Source organism: Streptomyces sp. NPDC014006 (assembly GCF_043088925.1).
GTDB lineage: Bacteria > Actinomycetota > Actinomycetes > Streptomycetales > Streptomycetaceae > Streptomyces.
Genome location: NZ_JBICAJ010000007.1, coordinates 1 through 24,337, shown reverse-complemented (window position 1 = coordinate 24,337; position 24,337 = coordinate 1). Strand labels below are relative to the sequence as shown.

21 protein-coding genes are annotated in these 24,337 nt (G+C 72.7%); 13 read left to right on the top strand and 8 right to left on the bottom strand.

All coding sequences use genetic code 11. The annotated features are described in order from the left end of the window. Window positions 1–38: 38 nt before the first annotated feature. Window positions 39–1,121 (top strand): sugar phosphate nucleotidyltransferase, encoded by a 1,083-nt coding sequence (locus tag ACF1GV_RS23485; RefSeq protein WP_391684116.1) that lies wholly within the window; start codon window positions 39–41, stop codon window positions 1,119–1,121. A gap of 122 nt (window positions 1,122–1,243) precedes the next feature. Here the strand turns inward: ACF1GV_RS23485 and ACF1GV_RS23480 are convergent, their stop codons facing one another. The 4 genes from ACF1GV_RS23480 to ACF1GV_RS23465 are packed head-to-tail and all read right to left on the bottom strand — an operon-like array spanning window position 1,244 to window position 5,104. Beyond that, window positions 1,244–2,248, bottom strand: a complete 1,005-nt coding sequence (locus ACF1GV_RS23480) for a DNA-3-methyladenine glycosylase family protein (protein WP_391684113.1) — start codon at window positions 2,246–2,248, stop codon at window positions 1,244–1,246. A gap of 49 nt (window positions 2,249–2,297) precedes the next feature. After that, window positions 2,298–3,608: a coenzyme F420-0:L-glutamate ligase gene (locus ACF1GV_RS23475; RefSeq protein ID WP_391684110.1), complete on the bottom strand. Its 1,311-nt coding sequence runs from the start codon at window positions 3,606–3,608 to the stop codon at window positions 2,298–2,300. Next, window positions 3,605–4,564, bottom strand: a complete 960-nt coding sequence (gene cofD / locus ACF1GV_RS23470) for a 2-phospho-L-lactate transferase (RefSeq protein ID WP_391684107.1) — start codon at window positions 4,562–4,564, stop codon at window positions 3,605–3,607. Before cofD ends, ACF1GV_RS23475 begins: the two co-directional genes overlap by 4 nt. A gap of 33 nt (window positions 4,565–4,597) precedes the next feature. Then, complete coding sequence (locus tag ACF1GV_RS23465; protein WP_391684104.1) at window positions 4,598–5,104, bottom strand: cysteine dioxygenase; 507 nt, start codon at window positions 5,102–5,104, stop codon at window positions 4,598–4,600. Window positions 5,105–5,790: 686 nt separating this feature from the next. On the opposite strand from ACF1GV_RS23465, the gene ACF1GV_RS23460 reads away from it, so the two are divergent. From ACF1GV_RS23460 to ACF1GV_RS23450, 3 genes are all read left to right on the top strand, one after another. After that, window positions 5,791–6,054 (top strand): WhiB family transcriptional regulator, encoded by a 264-nt coding sequence (locus ACF1GV_RS23460; protein WP_361639037.1) that lies wholly within the window; start codon window positions 5,791–5,793, stop codon window positions 6,052–6,054. A 203-nt stretch (window positions 6,055–6,257) separates the two neighbouring features. Then, window positions 6,258–9,914 (top strand): glycosyltransferase, encoded by a 3,657-nt coding sequence (locus tag ACF1GV_RS23455; protein WP_391684100.1) that lies wholly within the window; start codon window positions 6,258–6,260, stop codon window positions 9,912–9,914. After that, the gene (locus ACF1GV_RS23450; protein ID WP_391684097.1) at window positions 9,911–11,422 is read left to right on the top strand and encodes a DUF5719 family protein; all 1,512 of its coding nucleotides are present in this window, start codon (window positions 9,911–9,913) and stop codon (window positions 11,420–11,422) included. The genes ACF1GV_RS23455 and ACF1GV_RS23450 overlap by 4 nt, the downstream gene beginning before the upstream one ends. A 129-nt stretch (window positions 11,423–11,551) precedes the next feature. Here ACF1GV_RS23450 and ACF1GV_RS23445 read toward each other — a convergent pair whose 3' ends face one another. Then, window positions 11,552–12,001: a metallopeptidase family protein gene (locus ACF1GV_RS23445; RefSeq protein ID WP_361639057.1), complete on the bottom strand. Its 450-nt coding sequence runs from the start codon at window positions 11,999–12,001 to the stop codon at window positions 11,552–11,554. 295 nt (window positions 12,002–12,296) lie between these two features. Here ACF1GV_RS23445 and ACF1GV_RS23440 point away from each other — a divergent pair, with 295 nt between their 5' ends. The 6 genes from ACF1GV_RS23440 (at window position 12,297) to ACF1GV_RS23415 (ending at window position 18,462) form a co-directional block, all read left to right on the top strand. Next, window positions 12,297–12,719 (top strand): DUF3499 domain-containing protein, encoded by a 423-nt coding sequence (locus ACF1GV_RS23440; protein ID WP_391684094.1) that lies wholly within the window; start codon window positions 12,297–12,299, stop codon window positions 12,717–12,719. 146 nt (window positions 12,720–12,865) lie between these two features. Then, window positions 12,866–14,230 carry a phosphomannomutase/phosphoglucomutase gene (locus tag ACF1GV_RS23435; RefSeq protein WP_391684092.1) on the top strand — a complete coding sequence of 455 codons (1,365 nt, stop codon included), beginning with the start codon at window positions 12,866–12,868 and terminating at the stop codon, window positions 14,228–14,230. A gap of 521 nt (window positions 14,231–14,751) precedes the next feature. Next, on the top strand, window positions 14,752–14,922 hold the full coding sequence (locus ACF1GV_RS23430; protein ID WP_078936097.1) for a Trm112 family protein: 171 nt from the start codon (window positions 14,752–14,754) through the stop codon (window positions 14,920–14,922). 51 nt (window positions 14,923–14,973) lie between these two features. Next, window positions 14,974–16,101, top strand: coding sequence for an SIS domain-containing protein (locus tag ACF1GV_RS23425; RefSeq protein WP_391684088.1), 1,128 nt, complete (start codon window positions 14,974–14,976; stop codon window positions 16,099–16,101). A 69-nt stretch (window positions 16,102–16,170) separates the two neighbouring features. Further along, window positions 16,171–17,322: a mannose-6-phosphate isomerase, class I gene (gene manA, locus ACF1GV_RS23420; protein WP_391684086.1), complete on the top strand. Its 1,152-nt coding sequence runs from the start codon at window positions 16,171–16,173 to the stop codon at window positions 17,320–17,322. Between the two features lie 159 nt (window positions 17,323–17,481). Next, window positions 17,482–18,462 (top strand): cation diffusion facilitator family transporter, encoded by a 981-nt coding sequence (locus ACF1GV_RS23415; RefSeq protein ID WP_391684084.1) that lies wholly within the window; start codon window positions 17,482–17,484, stop codon window positions 18,460–18,462. A gap of 7 nt (window positions 18,463–18,469) precedes the next feature. Here ACF1GV_RS23415 and lepB read toward each other — a convergent pair whose 3' ends face one another. Further along, window positions 18,470–19,159, bottom strand: coding sequence for a signal peptidase I (gene lepB, locus ACF1GV_RS23410; RefSeq protein WP_391684082.1), 690 nt, complete (start codon window positions 19,157–19,159; stop codon window positions 18,470–18,472). A gap of 362 nt (window positions 19,160–19,521) precedes the next feature. Here lepB and ahcY point away from each other — a divergent pair, with 362 nt between their 5' ends. Further along, on the top strand, window positions 19,522–20,979 hold the full coding sequence (gene ahcY, locus ACF1GV_RS23405; protein WP_391684079.1) for an adenosylhomocysteinase: 1,458 nt from the start codon (window positions 19,522–19,524) through the stop codon (window positions 20,977–20,979). Between the two features lie 157 nt (window positions 20,980–21,136). Then, a complete protein-coding gene (locus tag ACF1GV_RS23400; protein WP_391684077.1) occupies window positions 21,137–21,751 on the top strand; it encodes a hypothetical protein in 615 nt (204 codons plus the stop codon). A 40-nt stretch (window positions 21,752–21,791) separates the two neighbouring features. Here ACF1GV_RS23400 and ACF1GV_RS23395 read toward each other — a convergent pair whose 3' ends face one another. After that, window positions 21,792–22,778, bottom strand: a complete 987-nt coding sequence (locus tag ACF1GV_RS23395; RefSeq protein WP_391684074.1) for an RDD family protein — start codon at window positions 22,776–22,778, stop codon at window positions 21,792–21,794. A 130-nt stretch (window positions 22,779–22,908) separates the two neighbouring features. On the opposite strand from ACF1GV_RS23395, the gene ACF1GV_RS23390 reads away from it, so the two are divergent. Beyond that, window positions 22,909–23,916: a stage II sporulation protein M gene (locus ACF1GV_RS23390; RefSeq protein WP_391684072.1), complete on the top strand. Its 1,008-nt coding sequence runs from the start codon at window positions 22,909–22,911 to the stop codon at window positions 23,914–23,916. Window positions 23,917–24,047: 131 nt separating this feature from the next. Here the strand turns inward: ACF1GV_RS23390 and ACF1GV_RS23385 are convergent. After that, the coding region (locus ACF1GV_RS23385; protein WP_391684069.1) for a hypothetical protein at window positions 24,048–24,337 on the bottom strand (290 nt) is incomplete at its 5' end.

Sequence of the window (24,337 nt, the reverse complement as noted above, 5' to 3'; positions counted from 1 at the left end):
ACAGTTCGGCCGGTCCCGGCAGGAAGCAGAGACGACAGGTGACAGAAGCGATCCTTCTGGTCGGCGGCAAGGGAACCCGGCTGCGCCCGCTCACGGTCCACACCCCCAAGCCCATGGTCCCGGCGGCAGGCGTGCCGTTCCTCACCCACCAGCTGGCGCGCGCGAGAGCGGCGGGCGTGGAGCACATCGTCCTCGCCACGTCGTATCTGGCGGAGGTGTTCGAGCCGTACTTCGGCGACGGCTCGTCGCTGGGACTGCACCTGGAGTACGTCACGGAGGAGGAGCCCCTCGGCACGGGCGGCGCGATCCGCAACGTGGCCTCGCGGCTCCACTCCGGCCCCGACGATCCCGTCCTCATCTTCAACGGCGACATCCTGACCGGGCTGGACATCCCGGCCCTGGTCCGCACCCACGAGACGACGGGCGCGGACGTCTCCCTGCACCTGACGAAGGTCACGGACCCGCGCGCCTACGGTCTCGTCCCCACGGACGACACCGGCCGGGTCCTGGCCTTCCTGGAGAAGCCGCAGACGCCGGAGGAGATCGTCACCGACCAGATCAACGCCGGTGCGTACGTCTTCCGCCGCTCGGTCATCGACACGATCCCGGCGGGCCGGCCGGTGTCGGTGGAGCGCGAGACGTTCCCCGACCTGCTCGCGGCCGGCGCCCACCTCCAGGGCATGGTCGACTCCACGTACTGGCTCGACCTCGGCACCCCCGCCGCGTTCGTCCGGGGCTCGGCGGACCTGGTGCTGGGACGGGCCCCGTCCCCGGCCGTCCCCGGCCGCTGCGGCGACCGTCTCGTTCTCCCCACGGCCACGGTCGCCCCCGACGCCAAGCTCACCGGCGGCACGGTCGTCGGCGAGGGCGCCTTCATAGCGGAGGGCGCCCGCATCTTCGGCAGCACGATCCTGCCGGGCGCCGTCGTCGAACCGGGCGCGGTCATCACCGACTCCCTCGTCGGCGCCCGCGCCCGCGTCGGCGAACGCACGGTCCTGACGGGCGCGGTGATCGGCGACGGCGCGATCGTCGGCCCCGACAACGAACTCCGCGAGGGCGTACGGGTGTGGTGCGACGCCCACATCCCGGCGGGAGCGGTGCGCTTCTCTTCCGACCAGTAACAGCTGCCGGTGCGTCGTCTGCGGGTAGGTGGGGGCTGGTCGCGCAGTTCCCCGCGCCCCTGGGTCGGCTGCGGTCACCCGGCCCCACAACTGCAACACCGGGCAGCTCGACGTACCGCCGCCTACAGCCCCCGAATGTCCCCCACAGGGAAGCGAGGCGCACGCCGCGCCGGTACCCGCCCGCTCAGCAGGATCAGCCGCGCCGCCCGATGCCGCTGCCCGGCATACGGCTCCAGCAGGCGCAGCATCTCCGAGTCATCGGCATGCCGGTCCCCCGCCAGCGCCCACCCGACGATCCCCGGCAGATGCAGATCCCCCACGGTCACCGCGTCCGCCGCTCCATGACTGCGCTGCACGGTCTCCGCCGATGTCCACGGACCGATCCCCGGCACCAGCTCCAGCCGGGCCTGCGCCGCCGCCGGAGGCATCCGCGTCGCCTCCTCCAGCCGCGCGGCGACCCGCACGGCCCGCAGGATCGTCGACGCCCTCTTGTCGTCGACCCCGGCGCGGTGCCACTCCCAGGAGGGGATCAGCGCCCAGTCCCGCGCGGAGGGCATGACGTGCATCCGTGCGGGCGCGGGACCCGGCGCAGGTTCGCCGAACCGCCGTACCAGCAGCCGCCACGCCCGGTACGCCTCGACCGTCGTGACCTTCTGTTCCAGTACCGATGGAATCAACGACTCCAGCACCAGCCCGGTGCGCCCGAGCCGCAGTCCGGGCCGCCGGTGCCGGGCCAGCGCCACGATCTTGTGGCGGGGCGCGAAGGCCGACGGATCGTCCTCGGCGCCGCACAGCCGCGGCAGCTGCTCCAGCAGCCACTCGGCCCCGGGCCCCCACGCGTCCCCGCGCACCACCCCGCCTCGCACGGTCACGCGCAGCGTCCCCGGCCCGCCCGGCGTCCGGCTGGTCCGCCACACGGACCCGTCGGGCATCGCCCGGAAGGTCGGGTCGCCGGGCCCGCGCCGCAGCGGACCGAGGACGAGGCCGAGGTCGAGCGGCCCGTCCGGGGTCCAGGTCCGCACCCGCCCGGGCGCCGGCGCCGGCCGCGGCACCGCCCCCAGGGGTACGACGACCTCGCCGCCGCGCATGGTCGTGCGCGTCGGGCGGGGGGCGAACCGTCCAGCCACGATCGAGGTCCCGGGGTGAGGAGGGAAGGAAGACGTTACGAGCCTACGGTCAGCGCACCTCGATGAAGCTCCCCGCGGCCCGCTCCGGCCGCGGCCGCGGCTCCTCGGCCGGGTGGCCGACGGCCACCGCGCCCATCGGGTCCCAGTGCGCGGGCAGGTCCAGCACCTCCCGGACGACGTCCCGGCAGAACATCGTCGAGGACACCCACGCCGATCCGAGCCGCTCCCCGGCCAGCGCGACGAGGAGGTTCTGCACACCGGCGCCTGCGGCGACGACGAACATCTCCCGCTCGGCCGCGTCCCGCCGCTCGTCGCCGTAGGTGTGGGAGCCGTCCATCACGAGGCAGGGGACGACCAGATAGGGGGCGTTGCGCAGGACGTCGCCGCGGCGCACCCGCTTGGCGATGGACTCCTCGCTCTTGCCGTCGCCTAGCAGGTCCGCGATCCACGCGTCGCGCATCGCGTCCAGCAGTCGGGTGCGGGACTCCGGCGACTCCAGCAGGACGAAGCGCCAGGGCGTGGTGTGGTGCGGCGCCGGAGCCGTCACCGCGGCCGCCACCGCTCTGCGGACCGCCCCCGGGTCGACGGGTTCGTCGGTGAACGCCCGTACCGTGCGGCGCTGGGTGACCGCCTGCCGGATCGCCTCGGAGGTGCCGAGGCGGAACATGTCGTCGCGCGCGCCGCGCACCAGGGCCCGGGCCCCGTCCGTGTCGTCGTCCGCCACCACCTGGGGCAGTCCGCGCACGACGGCCACCGGCAGCCCGGCGGCCTTGCCCTTGACCAGGTCGCCGGCGGCGGCCAGCTCGTCCGCGGTCGCCACGACGGTCGCGCTGAGCGGGTTGCCGTACGCGTCCGTGCCGCCGCGCAGATCGTCCAGCACGCGCACTCCGGCGGCGCCGATCGCGACGTCCGTGAGCCCCGCCCGCCAGGGCCGCCCGAAGGTGTCGGTGACGACGACGCCGACGCTGACGCCGAGCGTGTCGCGCAGGCCGGAGCGGATCGCGCGGGCGGAGGCGTCCGGGTCCTCGGGGAGCAGCAGCACCGTGCCCGCGGGGGTGTTCGACGCGTCCACCCCGGCCGCGGCCATGACCAGGCCCTGCCGGTTCTCCACGATGCGCAGGGCGCCACGCCGGGCCACCACCCGGACCGTCTCCGCGTCGATCGCGGCCTCCCGGTCGGCGGCCTCGGTGATCCGCCCCTCCGCCTTGGAGACGATCTTGGACGTCACCAGGACGACGTCCCCGTCGGCCAGGCCCGGCTCGGCGGCGGCGATCAGCTTGGCGAGGTCGTCACCGGGCCGGACCTCGGGGATGCCGGGCAGTGCCCACACCCGGTAGCCCTCTTCGGGCGCCGCGCTCATCGCGCCCGCACCTCCTCCGCCAGGTCCAGCGCCTCGCGGGCCATCTGCGCGGTGGCGTCGAGGTCCGTCATCATCAGCGGTACGGCCCTGCAGCGGATGCCGGCGGCCTCGACCTGCTCGACCGCGCCCGCGTCGACGGTGTCGACGAGCCAGCCGTCCAGCAGCCCGGAGCCGTAGTGCTCGGCGACCGCGGTGGCGGTGGACTCGACGCCGACCGCCGCGAGCACCTTGTCCGCCATCCCGCGCACGGGCGCGTCCCCGACGATCGGGGACAGGCCCACCACCGGCACGCCCGCGTCGGCGATGGCCTCGCGGATGCCGGGCACGGCGAGGATGGTGCCGACGGAGACGACGGGGTTGGACGGCGGGAAGAGGACGACGTCCGCCTCGGCGATGGCCTCCAGCACGCCCGGCGCCGGCTTGGCCTGCTCGGCGCCGACCGGAACGACGGCCGCGGCCGGGACCGACGCGCGCAGCTTCACCCAGTACTCCTGGAAGTGGATCGCCTTGCGCTCGCCGTCGATCTCGACGGCCACGTGGGTCTCGACCCGGTCGTCGGTCATCGGGATCAGCTTCACGCCCGGCTGCCAGCGGTCGCACAGCGCCTCGGTGACCGCGCTGAGCGGATAGCCGGCGCCGATCATCTGCGTCCGCACGATGTGTGTGGCGAAGTCCCGGTCGCCGAGCCCGAACCACTCGGGCCCGACGCCGTAGGCGGCGAGCTCCTCCTTGAGGTGGAAGGTCTCGTCGGCTCTTCCCCAGCCCTGCTCCTCGTTGATGCCGCCGCCGAGCGTGTACATCACCGTGTCGAGGTCCGGGCAGACCTTCAGCCCGAAGAGGTGGATGTCGTCGCCGGTGTTGCCGATGACCGTGATGTCCGCGTCCGGCGCGGCCTGCTTCAGACCGCGCAGGAAACGGGCACCGCCGATGCCGCCTGCCAGAACCACAATGCGCATGCGCCAAGTCTGGCAGGCCGGTACGACAACGCGTCAGACGGTCACGGAACGCGGTCGTTCGCGTGCCTCGCAGTGGGGGGCGGTGTGCATCGGCATCTCGGTCAGGCCCGGGAAGTACACGTGCAGGCTGACCGCCGGCTCGAGGGTGTCGTTGACGACCTCGTGCGCGTAGCCCGGGGCGAAGACGCGCTGGGCGCCGGAGGCCAACGCGCGCGTGCCGCGTTCGGTGCGCTCGGTCAGGGTGCCGTCCAGCACGGTCAGCACACCGGAGGAGGGGCCGTGGTCGTGCCGTCCGCTGCCCTGTCCGGGCACCCACGACAGCAGCCAGACCTCGTATCCGGGGCCGGTGCGCAGCCGGTGGTACCAGCGGGTGGTGGCGTCGTACCGGACCAGGTGCTCCCACCGGGCGCGGTCGGCGGCGATCGAGCGGGCCAGGCCGACGAAGTCGGCGACGGTGGCCGGGTGCTCACGCGGGGGCTGCAGCAGATGCGGGACTTCGAGGAGGTCACCGGCGATCTGGAGGTCGCTGTCGCTGTTCATGGGGTGGGGGGTTCCTTGGCGAAGGGTGCGGAACGGGTGCCCCGTGGGAGAGGGCGGGGAGGGAACGGCGGCCCGGGGACGGAGTCCCGGCGGGCAGCTGGAGCTACGGTCGGCTCAACAGCTGGGACAGCAACAGCTACAGCGAACGCGCGCAGCACCGAGGGACCCGGCGGCGCGGGTCGTCACGGATGCCAAGTTCGCGAGCATGCCCACAAGGACAGCGGTTCACACCTTCACTGTCAACTCGACGACCGGTATGTGGGACAAGCTTCACCTCATCCGGTGCATGTGTGAGGTGAAAGGTTTGCTCACCCGTTCACCGGGACACATGCGGCACATCCGGGTGCGCAAGCCGCGTTGTGATCTCGTGATCCGACTGTGATCTTGTTCGCTTCGTCGAGCACACAGGAACGGGATCGAACGCACGGGCGTCTTTCTCCGTACAGGCCCTGCGAGGGGCCCTTGGGGCGGAAGGCGGCCTTCCGGGTCCCGTCGGTGTGTCAAGGTTTATGGCGATTTGAACACTTTCCGCACCGCCTTGGTTCCGCAGAGTGAATAAGGGGCCCAATAGCAGATCTCGGCTTGACTCGCCCGGAGCAGCACACTTGTAATTTCACTCGTGTCGTTCAGCCGAAATCGGTAACGGCTACAGCACGGGGACGCGGAAAGACAGACGAGGGGCGCACATGACCGAGACGGTGCAGCAACTGCTGGTCGACGACGCGGGCGAGGAACTCGGCTGGCAGGAGCGCGCGCTGTGCGCCCAGACCGACCCCGAGTCCTTCTTCCCCGAGAAGGGCGGCTCCACGAGAGAGGCCAAGAAGGTCTGCCTCGCGTGCGAAGTCCGCTCCGAGTGCCTGGAGTACGCCCTCGCCAACGACGAACGGTTCGGCATCTGGGGCGGCCTGTCCGAGCGGGAGCGCCGACGGCTGAAGAAGGCCGCCGTGTGACCGCCGTATGACCGGCTACTGACCGAACAACCGCGGACTGTTCCGCACAAACGTGTCGAACGGCCCGTCGCGGGTGGGTTGTCCACAGGCGGCGGGCCGCGGTCGTGCCCAGCCGATAGTGTGGTCGCTCGTCCGAGACGCCCCACCGCCCGCAGGCGGCACGGGCGTCCACCGCAGTCCACCGAACCGGGGCCCGTACCTCGATGACCGTGCACAGCCACACCGCAGCCCAGCAAGACGGGGCTGCGACACCTGAGTTCCCGCGTCACGTGGTGACCGCGGTCCTCGTCTCCCACGACGGCGCCCGCTGGCTGCCCGACGCGCTCGCCGGGCTGCTCGGCCAGGAGCGCCCCGTGCAGTACGCCGTCGCCGCCGACACCGGCAGCGCCGACGCCTCCGCCGAGCTGGTCACGGCCGCCCTCGGGGCCGACCGCGTGCTCCACCTGGCCCGCCGCACCGGCTTCGGCCAGGCCGTCGAGGAGGCCACCCGCACCGCCCCGCACCTCACCCCCGAGGAACTGCCCTACCTCAAGCGGCCCAGCGGCTGGGACCCCGTCACGCGCACGTGGCGCGACGACGCCTACGACCTGCCCGACCTGCCGCACGGGGAACCCGTCCAGTGGCTGTGGCTGCTGCACGACGACTGCGCCCCCGAACCCGACGCGCTCGCCGAGCTGCTGCGCGTCGTCGACCGCGAACTGGAGCTCGGCCGCGACGACGTGGCCGTCGTCGGCCCCAAGCTGCGCGGCTGGTACGACCGGCGCCAGCTGCTCGAGGTCGGCGTCTCCATCGCCAACTCCGGCCGCCGCTGGACCGGCCTGGACCGCCGCGAACAGGACCAGGGCCAGCACGACCACGTGCGTGACGTGCTGTCGGTGTCCAGCGCCGGCATGCTCGTCCGCCGTGACGTCTTCGAGCAGCTCGGCGGCTTCGACCGCCGCCTGCCCCTCATGCGCGACGACGTCGACCTGTGCTGGCGCGCGCACGCCGCCGGCCACCGCGTCCTGATCGCCCCCGAAGCCGTCGTGCGGCACGCCGAGGCCGCCTCCCGCGAGCGCCGCGCCGTCGACTGCGCCGGCCGCACCACCGCCTCCCCGCACAAGGTCGACAAGGCCGGTGCCGTCTACACCCTCCTCGTCAACGCCCGCACCGCCGTGCTGCCCTGGATCGTGCTGCGCATCATCCTCGGCACCCTGCTGCGCACCGTCGCCTACCTCGTCGGCAAGGTCCCCGGACAGGCCGTCGACGAGATCCGCGGCCTGCTGGGCACCCTGCTGCGGCCCGAGCGGATCATCGCCGGCCGGCGCAGGCGCGGACGCCCCGCGGTCGACAAGGGCGAACTACGGCCCTTGTTCCCGCCACCCGGAGCAACCGTGCGGGCCACCTTCGAACAGGTCGCGGGCAACCTTTCCGGCGGCTCCGACCAGGAGACCTCCTCGGTCGGCCGGCACGGCGGCGCCGTCGAGTCCGGCCCCGGCGGAGACGACGCCGACTTCCTTGAGATCGAGCAGTTCGCGCGCCTGAAGCGCATCGCCCGCAAACCGGGCCCGGTGCTCTTCCTGGTGCTGCTGGCCGTCTCCCTGGTCGCCTGCCGCAACCTGCTCGGCGGCGGCGCCCTCGCCGGCGGCGCGCTGCTGCCCGCCCCCGCCGACGCCTCCGAGCTGTGGTCCCGCTACCTCGACGCCTGGCACCCGGTCGGCGCCGGCGGCGACCCCTCCGCGCCGCCCTACCTGGCGATCGTCGCACTGCTGGCGTCGGTGCTGTTCGGCTCGACCGGCCTGGCCGTCACCGTCCTGCTGGTCTGCTCCGTCCCGCTGGCCGGCTTCACCGCGTACTTCGCCTCCCGCCCGCTCGTCGAGTCCCGGCTCCTGCGCGCCTGGGCGGCCATCGCGTACGCCTTCCTGCCCGCCGCCACCGGCGCCCTGGCCGGCGGCCGCATCGGCACTGCCGTCCTCGCCGTCCTGCTGCCGCTGATCGCCCGCGCGGGCATCGCCGCAAGCGGCCTCGCGAACCCCTCCGGCGCACGGGGCAGTTGGCGTGCCACTTGGGCCTACGCCCTGCTGCTGACCCTGACCACGGCGTTCACGCCGATCGTGTGGCCCCTCGCGCTGATCCTCGGCCTCGCGGTCCTGGCCCTGCGCCGCGGCGACCCCATCGCCCAGGGCCTGCGCTTCCTGGCCCAGCTGGGCACCCCGCTGCTGGTCCTCGCGCCCTGGTCGCTGTCCCTGCTGCCGTTCGGCTTCTTCACCGAGGCCGGCCTGGACTACGGCCCGTCCTCCGCCACCGCGCTCGACCTGCTCGGCGCGAGCCCGGGCGGCCCCGGCACCGTCGACGGGCTGATGCTCATCGGCATCGTGCTGGCCGCGCTCGCCGCCCTGATGCGCTCCGAGCGCCAGCGGGGCATCTGGACCGCCTGGGCCGTCGCCCTCGTCGCCCTCGTCTTCGCCGTCCTGTCCAACAGCTCCACCTGGGCCGGCCCCGCCACCCTCGTCTACGGCCTCGCCCTCCTCGCCGCCGCCGTCGTCGGCGCCGACGGGGCACGCACGCGCGTGGCCGAGCAGAGCTTCGGCTGGCGCCAGCCGGTCGCTGCCCTGATCGCCTTCGCGTCCGCCGCGGGCCCGCTGCTCGTCGCCGTCGGCTGGATGATCGGCGGCGCCGACGGGCCGCTCGAGCGCCGCGACCCGGTGCAGGTGCCCGCGTTCGTCGCCGAGGAGAGCAACACCCGCGACCAGGCCCGCACCCTCGTCCTGGACAGCGACTCCGCCGCCCATGTGAGCTACATGCTGGTCCGCGGCTCCGGCGCCCGCCTCGGTGACGCCGAACTCGCCGCCGCCGACGGCGAGGACGACCGGCTCGGCAAGACCGTCGCCAACCTCGTGGCCGGCTCCGGCGCCGACCAGGCCGACCAGCTCGGCGCGTTCGCGGTGCGCTACGTCCTCGTCCACAAGGGCGCGCCCCGCGACGTCACCCGCGTCCTGGACGCCACCCCCGGCCTGAGCCGGCTCAGCGAGCAGAACGGCAGCGGGCTGTGGCGGGTGGACCGCGAGGTCTCCCGCGCCGCCGTCGTCCCCGCCTCCGGCACCGGCGCACCCCAGCCCGTCGCGGCCGGCCCCGTGGAGATCCACACCACGGTCCCGGCCGGCCAGGGCACGCGCGTGCTGCGCCTGGCCGACGCCGCCGCCGACGGCTGGAGCGCCACCCTGGACGGCAAGCCGCTCAAGGCCACCACCGTCGGCGGCTGGGCGCAGGGCTTCGAACTGCCCGCCTCGGGCGGAAAGCTCGACGTCGTCTACGACGACCCGTTCGGCCACACCGCCTGGCTGTGGGCCCAGGGCGCCCTCGCCGTCGTCCTCGTCGTCCTCGCCCTGCCCGGGCGGCGCCGCGACGTCGACGACGACCTGCCCGAGGAGCCCGTGATCCCGGCCCAGCCGGTCGCCGGCGAGGGCCGCCGCGCCCGCCGCCTGCGCGCCCAGGCCGAGGCGGAGGCAGCGGCCGGGGAGGAGCAGCCCGTACCCGTTCCCACCGAGCAGCCCCCCGTGCCCGTCCCGCAGCAGCAGTCCTACGACCAGTGGGACACACCCGCCCCGGCCGTCGCCGAATACGGCGGCTACGACCCGTACCAGGCAGGCGGGCAGCCGTACCCGGCGGGCGGCGGCCACGAGCAGGCGTATCCGGCCGACGCCTACCAGGCCGGCGGCTACGACCCCTACGGCTACGGCGGCCAGAGCCCGGCCGATGCCTACGAACCGACGGCCTATCAGCAGCCGTACGACCAGGGGTACGACGCGACGGCGTACGGCCAGGCACAGCCGCAACCGCACGACGGCGGCCATGAGCGCCCCGACGGGAGCCAGCAGTGAACCGCACGACCCTGTCCCTGATCGCCGGCGCGACCGCGCTCGCCGCGGTGACCGGCTTCGCCGCCCTCAGCTCCCCGGACGCCTCCGGCGCGGACACCGCCAAGGCCGCCGCCCAGCGGCCCGTGGAGCGCACCACGCTGCTCTGCCCGGCACCCAGCCAGTCCGACCTCGCCGACACGGCGTACACGTCCTTCACGCCCGTCACCCAGGGCGTGTCGGGCACCGGCTCGGCCGAACTCAAGGCCGCCGCCGAGCAGTCGGCGAACGGCGCGAGCGGCAAGGACAAGAAGGGCAAGAAGGCGTCCGCGAAGAGCGGCACACCCGGCCTCACGCCCAAGCAGCCCGGCACCCCCGCCACCGCAGAGGCCTCCGGCGCGGACGCGCCCGCGCTGATCGGCACCGCCCAGGGCACGTTCGCGCCCGGCTGGACCGTCCAGCAGACCACCGAGGTCGCCGCCGGTAACGGGCGCGGCCTGCAGGGCGTCGACTGCACGGCCCCCGACACCGAGTTCTGGTTCCCGGGCGCCAGCACCGCCGCCGACCGCACCGACTACGTGCATCTGACCAACCCCGACGACTCCGCCGCCGTCGCCGACATCGAGCTGTACGGCAAGGACGGCGCGGTGAAGTCGACGGTCGGCGAGGGCATCACCGTCCCGCCGCACGCCGGCGAGCCGATCCTGCTCTCCACGCTCACCGACGACCGGCAGGACAACCTCACCGTCCACGTCACCGTCCGCAGCGGCCGGGTCGGCGCCGCCGTCCAGGCCCTCGACCAGAAGCTCGGCGGCGACTGGCTGCCCGCTGCCGCCGATCCGGCACCGAGCCTGGTGCTGCCCGGCATCCCCAAGGACGCGGTGTCCGTCCGCCTGGTCGCCTTCACGCCCGGTGGCTCCGATGCCGACCTGAAAGTGCGCCTCGCCTCACCCGCGGGACTGATCACCCCGGCCGGCAACGAGACGCTCCACGTGAAGTCCGGCATGACCAGCGTCCTCGACCTCGGCGACGTCACCCGCGGCGAGGCCGGATCGCTCGTGCTGACGCCGACGGACCGTGCCGTGCCGGTGGTGGCCGCGCTACGGGTCGTCCGCGGCAAGGGCGACCAGCAGGAGACGGCGTTCATCCCGGCGACCGCGGCCGTGGGCACCCGCGCGACGGTCGCCGACAACAGCGCCAAGGGCACCACGCTCTCCCTCACCGCGCCGACGGCGAGCGCCCAGGTCAAGGTGACGGCTTCGGCCGGCAGCCAGGGCGGCGCGGCGGCCACCCAGACGTACACGATCAAGGCGGGCACCACGCAGGACGTGCAGATCCCCGTCCCCAGCGGTCTGAAGGGGACGTACGCGCTGACGGTCGAGCAGGTCTCGGGCGGTCCCGTCTACGCCTCCCGCATGCTCGCGGCGACGGAGGACGGCGTTCCGGCCTTCACGATCCAGACCCTGCCGAACGACCGCGGCACGGTGGCGGTACCCGAGGCGGACGAGGACCTGGCGGTACTGCAGAAGTAGGGCGGCGGCGCAGGCGGGGCCGGACGCTCGTACGGCGCCCGGCTCAGTCCTCGCGGCAGCCGCGAGCCACCGTTGCGGCGTCGGGCTCAGTCCTCGCGGCAGCCAAGATCCGCCGTTGCTGCGTCCGGCTCAGTCCTCGCCGTAGCGGGGGTCCACCGTCTCCGGGGTCAGCCCGAGCAGCTCGGCGACTTGTTCCACGACGATCTCGTGCACCAGCGCCGCCCGCTCGTCGCGTCCCTTGGTGCGGATCTCCACCGGCCGCCGGTACACGACCACGCGCGCCCGCCGGCCGTCACGCGCCGGGATGATCCCGCCCAGCGGCACGGCCTCGTCGTTCCACGGCTGCCCCGGGCCGTCCAGCCGCGGCACCTCCAGCACGAGGAAATCGATGTCGGCGAGCTGCGGCCAGTGCCGCTCGAGACGGTCCACGGAGTCCTGCACCAGGTCCGCGAACACCTCGGCGCGGCTCGCCGCGAGCGGCACCTGCGGCGGCGCGATCGGCCCGCGCATCCCCCGGCCGTGGCGATCACGGCGGCGGGGCCCGGGGCCCGTGGCACGGGGCGGTACGGCGTTGTCCATCACTGGTGCAGCGTAGTCCTCGGCGCCCTCGCTCGCCCGACCTGCGGGTGACGGTTCGGCCACGGGGAGTCGGCGGTGCGTGACACGTCGCAGGCTGACCATTCCAGCCAACTTCGGCTCGTTTCCGCATCTCTACGTGACCGCGGACCTCGATCCGATTGGTGGTGTTTGTACGGAGAAATGACTGGATCGCCATCCGACGCACGCCGGGAAGAGGGGCGTCGGCGCAGGTCAGCGAGGTCCCTCTGGAAGGGTGTGTGGGACGTTTCACAGCACGACACGGGGGAGTGACCTGGTGGAGAGTCGTCGCGGCCCGCTCAAGAGTGCGGTACCGTCCAACATCGTGAGCCCTGTACGTCGCTGTTCGCGCACCGCCTGCGGCCGACCCGCCGTCGCGACGCTGACGTACGTCTACGCCGACTCGACCGCGGTCCTCGGCCCGCTCGCCACCTACGCCGAACCCCACTGCTACGACCTGTGCGCCGAGCATTCCGAGCGCCTCACCGCCCCGCGCGGCTGGGAAGTCGTACGCCTGCTGGACGGCTCCGCCCCCGCGCGGCCCAGCGGAGACGATTTGGAAGCCCTTGCCAACGCGGTCCGCGAGGCGGCCCGTCCGCAGAAGCGGGCGGCCGGCGCCGGCGGCGGGGCACGCTCGGCGGACCCGATGGAGGTCGCCCGCCGCGGCCATCTGCGGGTCCTGCGCTCCCCCGACAACTGAGCCGCACGGCACTCGCCCCGTCGTCCCGGGATCTCCCGCTTGACCTGAGGTTACGGCTTGCCGTCCACTCGGTGTCCGCCCCTTCCGCGGCCGCTACGTGCGGGTAGGTTGGGGCGACCGACGGGGACGTTCAGGAGGAAGTGACCGTGGCTGGTGATCTGTCGCAGCTCGTGAAGGCGTACGACGTGCGCGGGGTGGTTCCGGACCAGTGGGACGAGTCGCTGGCCGAACTGTTCGGCATGGCCTTCGCCCAGGTGACCGGCGCCGACGCGATCGTCGTTGGGCACGACATGCGGCCCTCCTCGCCCGGCCTGTCCCGCGCCTTCGCGCGCGGCGCCGCGGCACGCGGCGTGGACGTCACCGAGATCGGCCTGTGCTCCACGGACCAGCTGTACTACGCCTCCGGCGCGCTGGACCTGCCCGGCGCGATGTTCACCGCCTCGCACAACCCGGCCCAGTACAACGGCATCAAGATGTGCCGGGCGGGCGCCGCGCCCGTCGGCCAGGACACGGGGCTGGCCGAGATCCGCGCGCTGGTCGAGCAGTGGAGCGTCTCGGGTGCCCCGGCGCCGGCCGCGAAGCCGGGAACCCTGGGTGTGCGTGAGACGTTGGAGGATTACGCGGCCCATCTGAAGTCGCTGGTCGACCTCACCTCCATCCGGCCCCTGAAGGTCGTCGTCGACGCGGGCAACGGCATGGGCGGCCACACCGTGCCCACCGTGCTGGACGGCCTGCCCGTGCAGCTGGTCCCGATGTACTTCGAGCTGGACGGCACCTTCCCCAACCACGAGGCCAATCCCCTGGACCCGGCCAACCTCGTCGACCTTCAGCTGCGGGTGCGCGAGGAGGGTGCCGACCTCGGCCTCGCCTTCGACGGCGACGCCGACCGCTGCTTCGTCGTCGACGAGCGGGGGGAGCCGGTGTCGCCGTCGGCCATCACCGCGCTGGTCGCCTCGCGGGAACTGGCGCGCAACGGCGGCAAGGGCATGATCATCCACAACCTGATCACCTCCTGGTCGGTGCCGGAGGTCGTCGCCGAGCACGGGGGCACGCCGGTGCGCACCCGTGTCGGCCACTCCTTCATCAAGGCGGAGATGGCGCGTACGGGGGCGATCTTCGGCGGCGAGCACTCCGCGCACTACTACTTCCGGGACTTCTGGAACGCGGACACGGGGATGCTGGCGGCGCTGCACGTCCTCGCGGCCCTCGGGGAACAGGACGGTCCGCTGTCGGCCCTGGTGGCCCAGTACGACCGGTACGTCGGCTCCGGGGAGATCAACTCCACCGTCGCCGACCAGGGGGCCCGCGTCGCGGCGATCCGCGCGGCGTACGAAGGGCGCGAGGACGTGACCCTGGACACGCTCGACGGCCTCACGGTGAGCGCCGCCGACTGGTGGTTCAACGTCCGCCCGTCCAACACGGAACCGCTGCTGCGGCTGAACGCGGAGGCGCGTGACGGGGGGCTGATGGCGAAGGTGCGGGACGAGGTGCTGGGGATCATCCGGGGGTGACGGTGCCTGCGGCGCGGGGGCGTGTTTCGGGTGCGGGTGCGTTGTGGTTGCTCGCGCCCACGCGGCGGAGCCGCATGTCGAATACAGCCCCGCGCCCCTTTTTGTGCCTGCGGCGGCCCGTTGCGTTGCGGTGGGTGGCTGGTGTTCGCCTACGGTGCGTTGTGGGTCGGGGACGGGGTGGGGGGTGCCCGTCGTCGCTGCCCGTCGGGCGCGGCGCGTGCGCGCACAGCTGCGGGCGGTCGCCCTGCCGACGTAGCTGCGGGCAGTCGGGAGGCACCCCGCCAGCGCCGGTGAGCGTCATCCACCCCCGGCCGGCCACCGCACCGGACACCGGTGAAACGCCGGGCGCGCAGCCCAACCGCAGATCACCGTGCACGCCGGGCGCGCAGCCCGACAGCGGTCACCGTGGCGTCGGTGGGGCAACTGGACGGCGTTGTCCACAGCCCACCGCACAGGGTCCTTCCCGGCGGTACGCTGACCAGGCACAACCCCAGACTCCGCCGTATCCGAAGGGACAGCCCATGCCGCTCGAAGCCGGCCTCCTGGAGATCCTCGCCTGCCCAGCCTGCCACGCCCCCCTCGAGGAGCAGGACACCGAGCTGATCTGCACCGGTCAGGACTGCGGCCTGGCTTACCCGGTCCGCGACGGCATCCCCGTGCTGCTCGTCGACGAGGCCCGCCGCCCGGCGTAACACCGCCGCGAAAGCCCGCGCACGACGACACGGCGATCGGAGACTGCCGCCATGCTCGACGAATCGCTGCTCGACACGCCGGAGGCCCTGGCCGAGGCCGACCGCCGCGCCCTGCTGCGCGGCGCCGCCGAGGCCGGCGCCCGCGTCCGCACCGCGGCCCGGCACGCCGCGGAGGCCGGCATCAACGGGCTCAAACCCGACGGCCGCCCCCGCGCCGTGCTCATCGCCGGCCCCGGCGCCGCCGCCACCCACGCCGCCGACCTGCTGGGCACCCTCGCCGGCCCCGGCAGCCCCGTCATCCGGCTCGCTCCCACCGGCGTCGCCCCCGCCGCGGGCGCGCTGCGCTGGGAGCTGCCCGGCTGGGCCGGCTCCGTCGACCTGCTGCTGATCGCCACCCCGGACGGCACCGAACCCTCGCTGTCCCAGCTCGCCGAACAGGCCTACCGCCGTGGCTGCACGGTCGCCGCCGTCGCCCCCGCCGGCACCCCCCTCGCGGAGGCCGTCGCGGGCGCCCACGGCCTGTTCCTGCCGATGGCGACCGCCCCGTACGACCAGGAGGAACCGCTCGCCGCCTCCGCGCCGGGCGTCCTGTGGGCGCTGCTCACCCCGCTGCTCGCCCTGCTCGACCGCGTCGGCCTGCTCACCGCGCCGTCCGACGCCCTGGAGAAGGTCGCCAACCGACTCGACCACGTCGCCGAACGCTGCGGCCCCGCCATCGCGACGTACAGCAACCCGGCCAAGACCCTCGCCGCCGAACTGGCCGACGCCCTGCCCCTCGTCTGGACCGAGGGGACCTCCGCAGGACCGGCCGGCCGCCGCTTCGCCGCCGCGCTCGCGGAACTGTCCGGCGTGCCCGCGGTGGTCGCCGAACTGCCCGAGGCGCTCGCCGCGCACAGCGCCCTGCTCGCCGGCCCGCTGGCCGCCGGCGCGGACCCCGACGACTTCTTCCGCGACCGCGTCGAGGAACGGCCAGCGATGCACGCGCGCGTGGTGCTGCTGCGTGACCGCCCGATCGGCAGCCTCACCGCCGCCCCGGCCGCCCGCGACCTGGCCCTCAGCCACGACACCCCGATCAGCGAACTGGAACCGGAGGAGGGCGATGAGCTGGAGACCCTGGCCGAGCTGATCGCCATCACCGATTTCGCCGCCGTTTACCTGGCCGTTGCGTCAAGGGTCTGATCTTTTCCCGGGCGCCGACCGGCGCCGAACGCCCGTCCTCGGCCCGCACGCATCCCGCAGAGAGATCCCATGGACCGCCTCGACAACACCGTCCGCCCCTACGCCTGGGGTTCCACCACCGCGATCCCGCAGCTGCTCGGCGTGAAGCCGACCGGCGAACCGCAGGCGGAGATGTGGATGGGCGCACACCCGGGCGCTCCCTCGCGCACCGCGCGCGGAACCCTCGCCGACGTCATCGCGGCCGACCCCGAGCAGGAACTGGGCCCCGCGGCCGTGGCGAAGTTCGGCCCGCGCCTGCCGTTCCTGCTCAAGCTGCTCGCCGCCGGCGCGCCGCTCTCACTCCAGGTCCACCCGGACCTGGAGCAAGCCCGGCAGGGATACGCCGACGAGGAACGCCGCGGCATCCCGCTCGACGCCCCGCACCGCAACTACAAGGACGCCAACCACAAGCCCGAACTGATCTGCGCGCTCACCGAGTTCGACGGCCTGTGCGGCTTCCGCGACCCCGTCCACGCCGCCGACCTGCTGGCCGGTCTCGGCGTCGACTCCCTCAAGCCGTACGTCGACCTGCTGCACGCCCACCCCGAGGAAGCGGCCCTGCGCGAGGTGCTGACCGCGATCCTCACCGCGGACCGCGAGGAGATGGCCCACACCGTCGCCGAGGCCGCGGCCGCCTGCGACCGGCTCGGCGGCACTTACGCCCCCTACGCCGGCCTCGCCCACCACTACCCGGGCGACCCCGGCGTCATCGCCGCGATGCTCCTCAACGACGTCCGGCTCCAGCCCGGCGAGGCCCTCTACCTCGGCGCCGGCATCCCGCACGCCTACCTCGACGGCCTCGGCGTGGAGATCATGGCCAACTCGGACAACGTCCTGCGCTGCGGCCTGACCCCCAAGCACGTCGACGTCCCCGAACTGCTGCGCGTCGTCCGCTTCGAGGCGAGCGACCCGGGCGTGCTGCGACCCGAGGCATCCCCGGACGGCGAAGAGGTCTACGAGACCCCCATCGACGAGTTCCGGCTCTCCCGCTACACCCTGCCGGAAGGCGGCGCCGCCCACGTCCTCACCCGGTCCACGCCGCAGATCCTGCTGTGCACGGCGGGCACCGTGCGGGCCGGGGAACACCAGCTGACCGCCGGTCAGTCCGTCTTCGTCCCCGCGGGGGAGAAGGCCGAGGTGTCCGGCGCCGGCACGCTGTTCCGGGCCACCGTGATCGCCTGAGCGCCGACTCCGAACGCGGCCCCGGTGTGTTCGTACGACCGTGACTGTGGACACTCGGGACGCCGGAGCCACGGGGGCTGCAAGAATGGCCCCCCGGCAAAGGGCGGGCAAAGGCCCGGACGGCGACAGCACACGCAGGCGAAGGGACAACGCGGACACATGAGCGCGTCAGGCGGCACCAGGGCGATCGTGGCGGCACTCGGCGCCAACCTCGCGATCGCGGCATCGAAGTTCGTGGCGTTCGCGTTCAGCGGCTCGTCGTCGATGCTCGCCGAGGGCGTGCACTCGGTCGCCGACTCCGGCAACCAGTTCCTGCTGCTGGTCGGCGGCAAGCGCGCCCAGCGCCAGGCCACCCCCCAGCACCCCTTCGGCTACGGCCGCGAGCGGTTCATCTACGCCTTCCTCGTCTCCATCGTCCTGTTCTCGGTCGGCGGCATGTTCGCCATCTACGAGGGCTACGAGAAGGTCCGGCATCCCCACGAACTGGAGCACTGGTACTGGCCGGTGGGCGTCCTCGCCTTCGCCGTCATCGCCGAGGGCTTCTCCTTCCGCACGGCCATCAAGGAGTCCAACGAACTGCGCGGCAAGCTCTCCTGGGCGCAGTTCATCCGCCGCGCCAAGGCACCCGAGCTGCCCGTCGTCCTGCTCGAGGACTTCGGCGCGCTCATCGGTCTGGTCCTCGCGCTCTTCGGCGTCGGCATGACCCTGCTCACCGGCGACGGCGTCTGGGACGGCATCGGCACCATCTGCATCGGCGTCCTGCTCGTCCTCATCGCGCTCGTCCTGGCCGCCGAAACCAAGTCGCTGCTGCTCGGCGAGGCCGCCGGCACCGAAGAGATCAAGAAGATCGAGGCCGCGATCGTCGACGGCGACACCGTCACCCGCATCATCCACATGCGCACACTCCACCTCGGCCCCGAGGAACTGCTGGTCGCCGCCAAGATCGCCGTCCAGCACGACGACACCGCCGCCGAGGTCGCCACCGCCATCGACGCCGCCGAGGCCCGCATCCGCGCCGCCGTGCCCATCGCGCGCGTCATCTACCTCGAGCCCGACATCTACAGCGAGGCCGCGGCCGCCAACGGCCCCGACCCCGAGGCCACCCCGGGCGGCCCGGCCCCGCAGAGCGCCGGGCACTGAAGCACCCCTACGGCTGCTGCATCACCCACGGCGGCGCGGGCGGCACCAGCGCCCGCGTCCGGCGCCGCACGGCAACCGCGGCGATCCCGAGCCCGACGCCGGTCAGCACCAGCACCGCCGCGACGATCAGCGCCGCACCGACCAGCCCCGGCACCGTGTAGTCGTCGATCACCCGCCCGCGCACCGCGGACAGCGGCACCGTCCCGCCCTGGTCGTCGAGGAAGGCCCGCGAGTCCTGGGCGTTCCCGCGGTTGTCACCCAGCAGGAACAGCCGGCCCTCCGGCACCCGTACGTCGTAGTGCGTTCCGGCGAGCCAGTCATCGGCCTGCCCGCCGCGCACATACGGCTCCTGCAGCGGCCTGCCGTTCAGGGTGACGTGCCCGCCCGGGCCCTTCCCCGTGCAGCAGGAGACGCGGTCACCGCCGACGGCGACGACCCGCTCCACCAGCAGGTCGTCGAAGCCGTACCGGTCCGGCGCGGAGAACAGCACGACGTCACCGCGCCGCACCTGGCTCCCGTCGATCCGCTCGAACATGATCCTGTCACCGGGACGGTACGTCGGCCTCATGCTCTCGCCGCGCATCACGGAACCGCCGTACCCGGACCGCGCGTACCCCGCACCGCCGAGCCCCAGCAGCACGCCCACCACACCCACCACGACGGCCGCGATCGCGAGCCCCCGTCCCTTGCCGGACATTGCGTCCCCTCCCTTTGCGGCCCTTCCGCGGGCGCAGAGCGTAGCGGTCCGCTCGCCGGGGTACGCGACCCGCTCACCCCCTCTCACCGGCCCGGACAGCCCGGCACGGCATCGGTGAACGCCCGACGCTTTCCGGTGCGGACTGGGGACGACCCGGCCGACCGTGTAGCTTGGGAGAGAGCCAGACGTCGCTGCTGATGGCGGTCGGGCGGTCCCGGCGCGGACCGACCGAGGGAGAGAGGGCCTCCGACGGACTGCGCTGCGCGCACGCGGGCATGCCTGTGTCCCTCTGGGCACCCCTGTGTCCGCCGCCGCGCAGGTCAGCCCTACCCACACCTCGACCAACCCGAGGAGCAGCCCGAATGACGACTGTCGACAACCGACAGGACTTCAAGGTCGCCGACCTGTCCCTGGCCGAGTTCGGCCGCAAGGAGATCAGCCTCGCCGAGCACGAGATGCCGGGCCTGATGGCGATCCGCGAGGAGTACGCCGAGGCACAGCCCCTCAAGGGCGCCCGCATCACCGGCTCGCTGCACATGACGGTGCAGACCGCCGTCCTCATCGAGACCCTGGTCGCTCTCGGCGCCCAGGTCCGCTGGGCCTCCTGCAACATCTTCTCCACCCAGGACCACGCCGCCGCGGCCATCGCCGTCGGCCCGAACGGCACGCCCGACAACCCGCAGGGTGTGCCGGTCTTCGCCTGGAAGGGCGAGACCCTCGAGGAGTACTGGTGGTGCACCGAGCAGGCGCTGACCTGGCCGGGCACGCCCACCGGCGGCCCGAACATGATCCTCGACGACGGTGGTGACGCCACCCTCCTCGTCCACAAGGGCGTCGAGTACGAGAAGGACGGCAAGGTCCCCTCGCCCGACACCGCCGAGTCCGACGAGCACCGCGTCATCCTCGAACTGCTCACCCGCACCGTCGCCGAGACCCCGCAGAAGTGGACCCAGCTGGCGTCCGAGATCCGCGGTGTCACGGAGGAGACGACGACGGGTGTCCACCGCCTGTACGAGATGATGCGTGACGGGACGCTGCTGTTCCCGGCGATCAACGTCAACGACTCGGTGACGAAGTCGAAGTTCGACAACAAGTACGGCTGCCGCCACTCCCTCATCGACGGCATCAACCGCGCCACCGATGTGCTGATCGGCGGCAAGACGGCCGTCGTCTGCGGCTACGGCGACGTGGGCAAGGGCTGCGCCGAGTCCCTGCGCGGCCAGGGCGCCCGGGTGATCGTCACCGAGATCGACCCGATCTGCGCGCTGCAGGCGGCGATGGACGGCTACCAGGTCACCACCCTCGACGAGGTCGTCGAGACGGCCGACATCTTCATCACCACGACCGGCAACAAGGACATCATCATGGCCTCCGACATGGCCAAGATGAAGCACCAGGCGATCGTCGGCAACATCGGTCACTTCGACAACGAGATCGACATGGCGGGCCTCGCCAGGATCCCCGGCATCGTGAAGGACGAGGTCAAGCCGCAGGTCCACACCTGGACCTTCCCGGACGGCAGGAAGATCATCGTGCTGTCCGAGGGCCGTCTGCTGAACCTGGGCAACGCCACCGGTCACCCCTCGTTCGTGATGTCCAACTCGTTCGCGAACCAGACGATCGCGCAGATCGAGCTGTTCACGAAGCAGTCGGAGTACCCGACCGGCGTCTACGTGCTGCCCAAGCACCTCGACGAGAAGGTCGCCCGGCTCCACCTGGACGCCCTCGGCGTGAAGCTCACCACGCTGCGCCCGGAGCAGGCGGCGTACATCGGCGTCGACGTGGACGGCCCGTACAAGGCCGACCACTACCGCTACTGATCACGCGTCAGCACCGCTGACCGAGGTCCGAGGCAGGCCCCCGCACCCCCGTGCCGGGGGCCTGCCCCATGTCCCGGACCAGCCCGTCACGACTGGCCGGACACCGGTTACGACTCGCCGGACCCACCGGAACGCCCCGTCACGATCCAGGACCCCCATGCCCCGCGGCCGCTATTCGCTCCATGATCCGCACGATCACACCCCCCTCGCGGAAGAACACTTCCAGTGCGCCCCCGGCCCCTCCGGCTGGCGCTATGTCTCACGGCTGACCACCCCGGCCGGAGATCACCGCGGCTCCGTCGACCTCGCCATCGACGAGCTGGGCCGCCCCCTCCGCCTGGAACTCCACGCGGGCGACTGGCAGGTGCGCGGCGCCGCCCTCGACGGCGTCACCTGGGTCCGCACCGACCCCACCGGCGCCCATGCCACCGAAGGCAATGTGCGCGCCCACGCCTTCACCGGCACCTCCCCCGCGTTCCTCGTCGCCACCACTCGGCTCCTGCGCCTCACCCCCTCCGGTCCCGCCACCCGAGTACGCCTCGTCGCGTTCACGGATCCGGTGCTCGCCCCACGCACCGTGGACCAGTCCTGGACCTTGCTGAAAAGAGAAGCACACGCCACTGACAACGGCCCCCTGACCGTGGACGAATACCAGGTCACAGCCCTGGACACGGGAGAGCAACACACCGTGCACATCGCCGGTGATGTGGTCCTCGCAGCCCCCGGCATCGAGCTGGAGGACCTCGAGTCACCGCCGTCCGCCTTCCCCTGAGCGGTCACGCTTCCTCGGCTTCCGGGTGTCCGGAGGCGGATCAGGCGGGCGGAGCGAAGCCCGTCCGGGAGCGGCCGTCCGCCGGCTCGACAGGGGAGCCGGCGGGAGAGGACGGGGCGCTCGGTGCAGACGGGGCGGCGGAGGGGGCGGAGGAGGACGGCATGCCGCCCGGGCCGGCGAACGGCGTCGGCGCAGGCGCCGAGGCGACGGGAGCAGGAGCGACGGGAGTCCCAGCGGTCGCACTCGGCCGACCGTCCCGCGGCATCGCCGCGTGCGGTCCGCCGGCGAAGGCACGCCGGGCCTCCCTGGCCTGCCGCTCCTGGAGGACCGCCGCGAGAAACGCGGCCGGCGGGACTCCGGGCGGCACCGGAGCCCCCGTACGCGCCGCGAGGTCGGCGGCGAGACGCTGGGCCATGTCAGAGCCGACCTGCGGGTCCAGCTGCTGCATCCGCGTCAGGTACTGACGGATCGCGAGCCACAGCCCGTCCGGTACCGCCGAAAGGTCCAGCTGCCCGAACCGCCCCGCAAGCCACGGCGGCGGAGGCGGCAGGAACCCCGACCGCGTCTGCGGCACCCGCTCCCGCACGACCAGTGTCCCCGCGAACACATCACCCAGCCGCCGCCCCCGCTCCGACACCAGCGAGGCGATACAGGCCACGACCCCGAACGTCAGCAGGATCTCCACCACGCCGACAGCCCCCCGCACCAGCGCATGCCGGAACCGGATCGGCCCCCCGTCGTCCCGCACCACCCGCAGCCCCGCCGCCAGCTTCCCCAGCGAGCGCCCGTGACTGAGCGTCTCCACGGCTATCGGACCGCCCACCAGCACCAGCACGAACGTCGCGATCGACACCGCCGTCTGGGCCGCATCGTCCAACGAGGCCGTCGCCACCAACAGAACCAAGGTCACGACCGTGTACACCGCCATGGCGACGGCCAGATCGATCAGCACGGCGAGCGCCCTGCTGGGCAGTTTCGCGGGGCGCAACTCCAACGCCACCGCCTCGCCCGTCACCAGCTCACTCACGCCCGACGCCCCTTCCCCTGACCTGCCCTGAGAACCGCCAGTCTGCCAAGCTGAGGGCGCATCGCGCCGCAGTACGACAAGCTGACCCCCGGCCGAGCCGCCGACGAACCGCGCAGGAGCAGGCACACCGATGGACCTCGACGTCTTCGTCTCCGCCCACCGAGCCGAGTGGGAACGCCTCGACATCCTGCTCGGACGCCGGCGCCGTCTCACCGGAGCCGAGGCCGACGAACTCGTCGCCCTTTACCAACGCACCGCCACCCATCTCTCCCTGATCCGGTCCAGCGCCCCCGATCCTCAGCTGACCGGCCGGCTCAGCCAGCTCGTCGCACGCGCGCGTAGTGCGGTGACCGGCACCCGACGTGCCTCCTGGCGGGACGTGACCCGCTTCCTGACCCGGGGTTTCCCCGCCGCCGTATACCGCTCCCGCCATTGGTGGGTGCCCGCGGCGCTGCTGTCCATCGTGGTCGCCGCCCTGCTCGGCTGGTGGATCGGAACCCACCCCGACGTCCAGTCCGCCATCGCCGCCCCCGAGGAGCTGCGCCGGCTCACCCGCCCGGGCGGCGAGTACGAGACCTACTACTCGAGCCACCCGGCAGCCTCCTTCGCCGCCCAGGTGTGGACGAACAACGCACAGGCCGCCGCCGTCTGCCTCGTCATGGGGGTCTTCCTTGGCCTGCCGGTCCTGTGGATCCTCTTCCTGAACATGCTCAACCTGGGCGTCGGCATCGGCCTGATGTCCTCCGCCGGCCGCCTGGACGTCTTTCTCGGCCTGGTCCTCCCGCACGGCCTGCTCGAACTGACGGCGGTCTTCGTCGCCGCCGGCACCGGCCTGCGCCTGGGCTGGACCGTCATCGACCCCGGCCCGCGCACCCGTCGTACCGCCCTGGCCGAGGAAGGCCGCGCCGCCATCGGCATGGCCATAGGCCTCGCCCTCGTCCTCTTCGTCTCCGGCGCGATCGAAGGCTTCGTCACCCCGTCGGGCCTGCCCACCTGGGCCCGCATCGCCATCGGCATCGCCGCCGAGGCGGCTTTCCTGACGTACGTCTTCGTGCTGGGCGGGAGGGCTGTACGGGAGGGCGAGAGCGGTGACGTGGAGGCGGCGGAGCGCAGCGCCACGCTGCCGACGGCCGCCTGATGTGCATCCACCCCTCGGAAGCTGTTAATCTCTCCTTCGCCCCGGAAACCCCGTTGACACGGAGTGGACGAGGAGGTAGATTCGAACAGTTGCCTGGAACTGGACAGCGTCCGGTCGGCTACAGTGCGTATCTACAGGCTCCACGGAACATCGATTCCAGCGAGCCACCCCGATGAATCGGAATTGGATGGCTGATCAAACAGCCGGAAACATCTGATAAAGTCGGAACCGCCGGAAAGGAAACCGCGAAAGCGAGAACCTGGAAAGCACCGAGGAAATCGGATCGGAAAGATCTGATAGAGTCGGAAACGCAAGACCGAAGGGAAGCCCGGAGGAAAGCCCGAGAGGGTGAGTACAAAGGAAGCGACCGTTCCTTGAGAACTCAACAGCGTGCCAAAAGTCAACGCCAGATATGTTGATA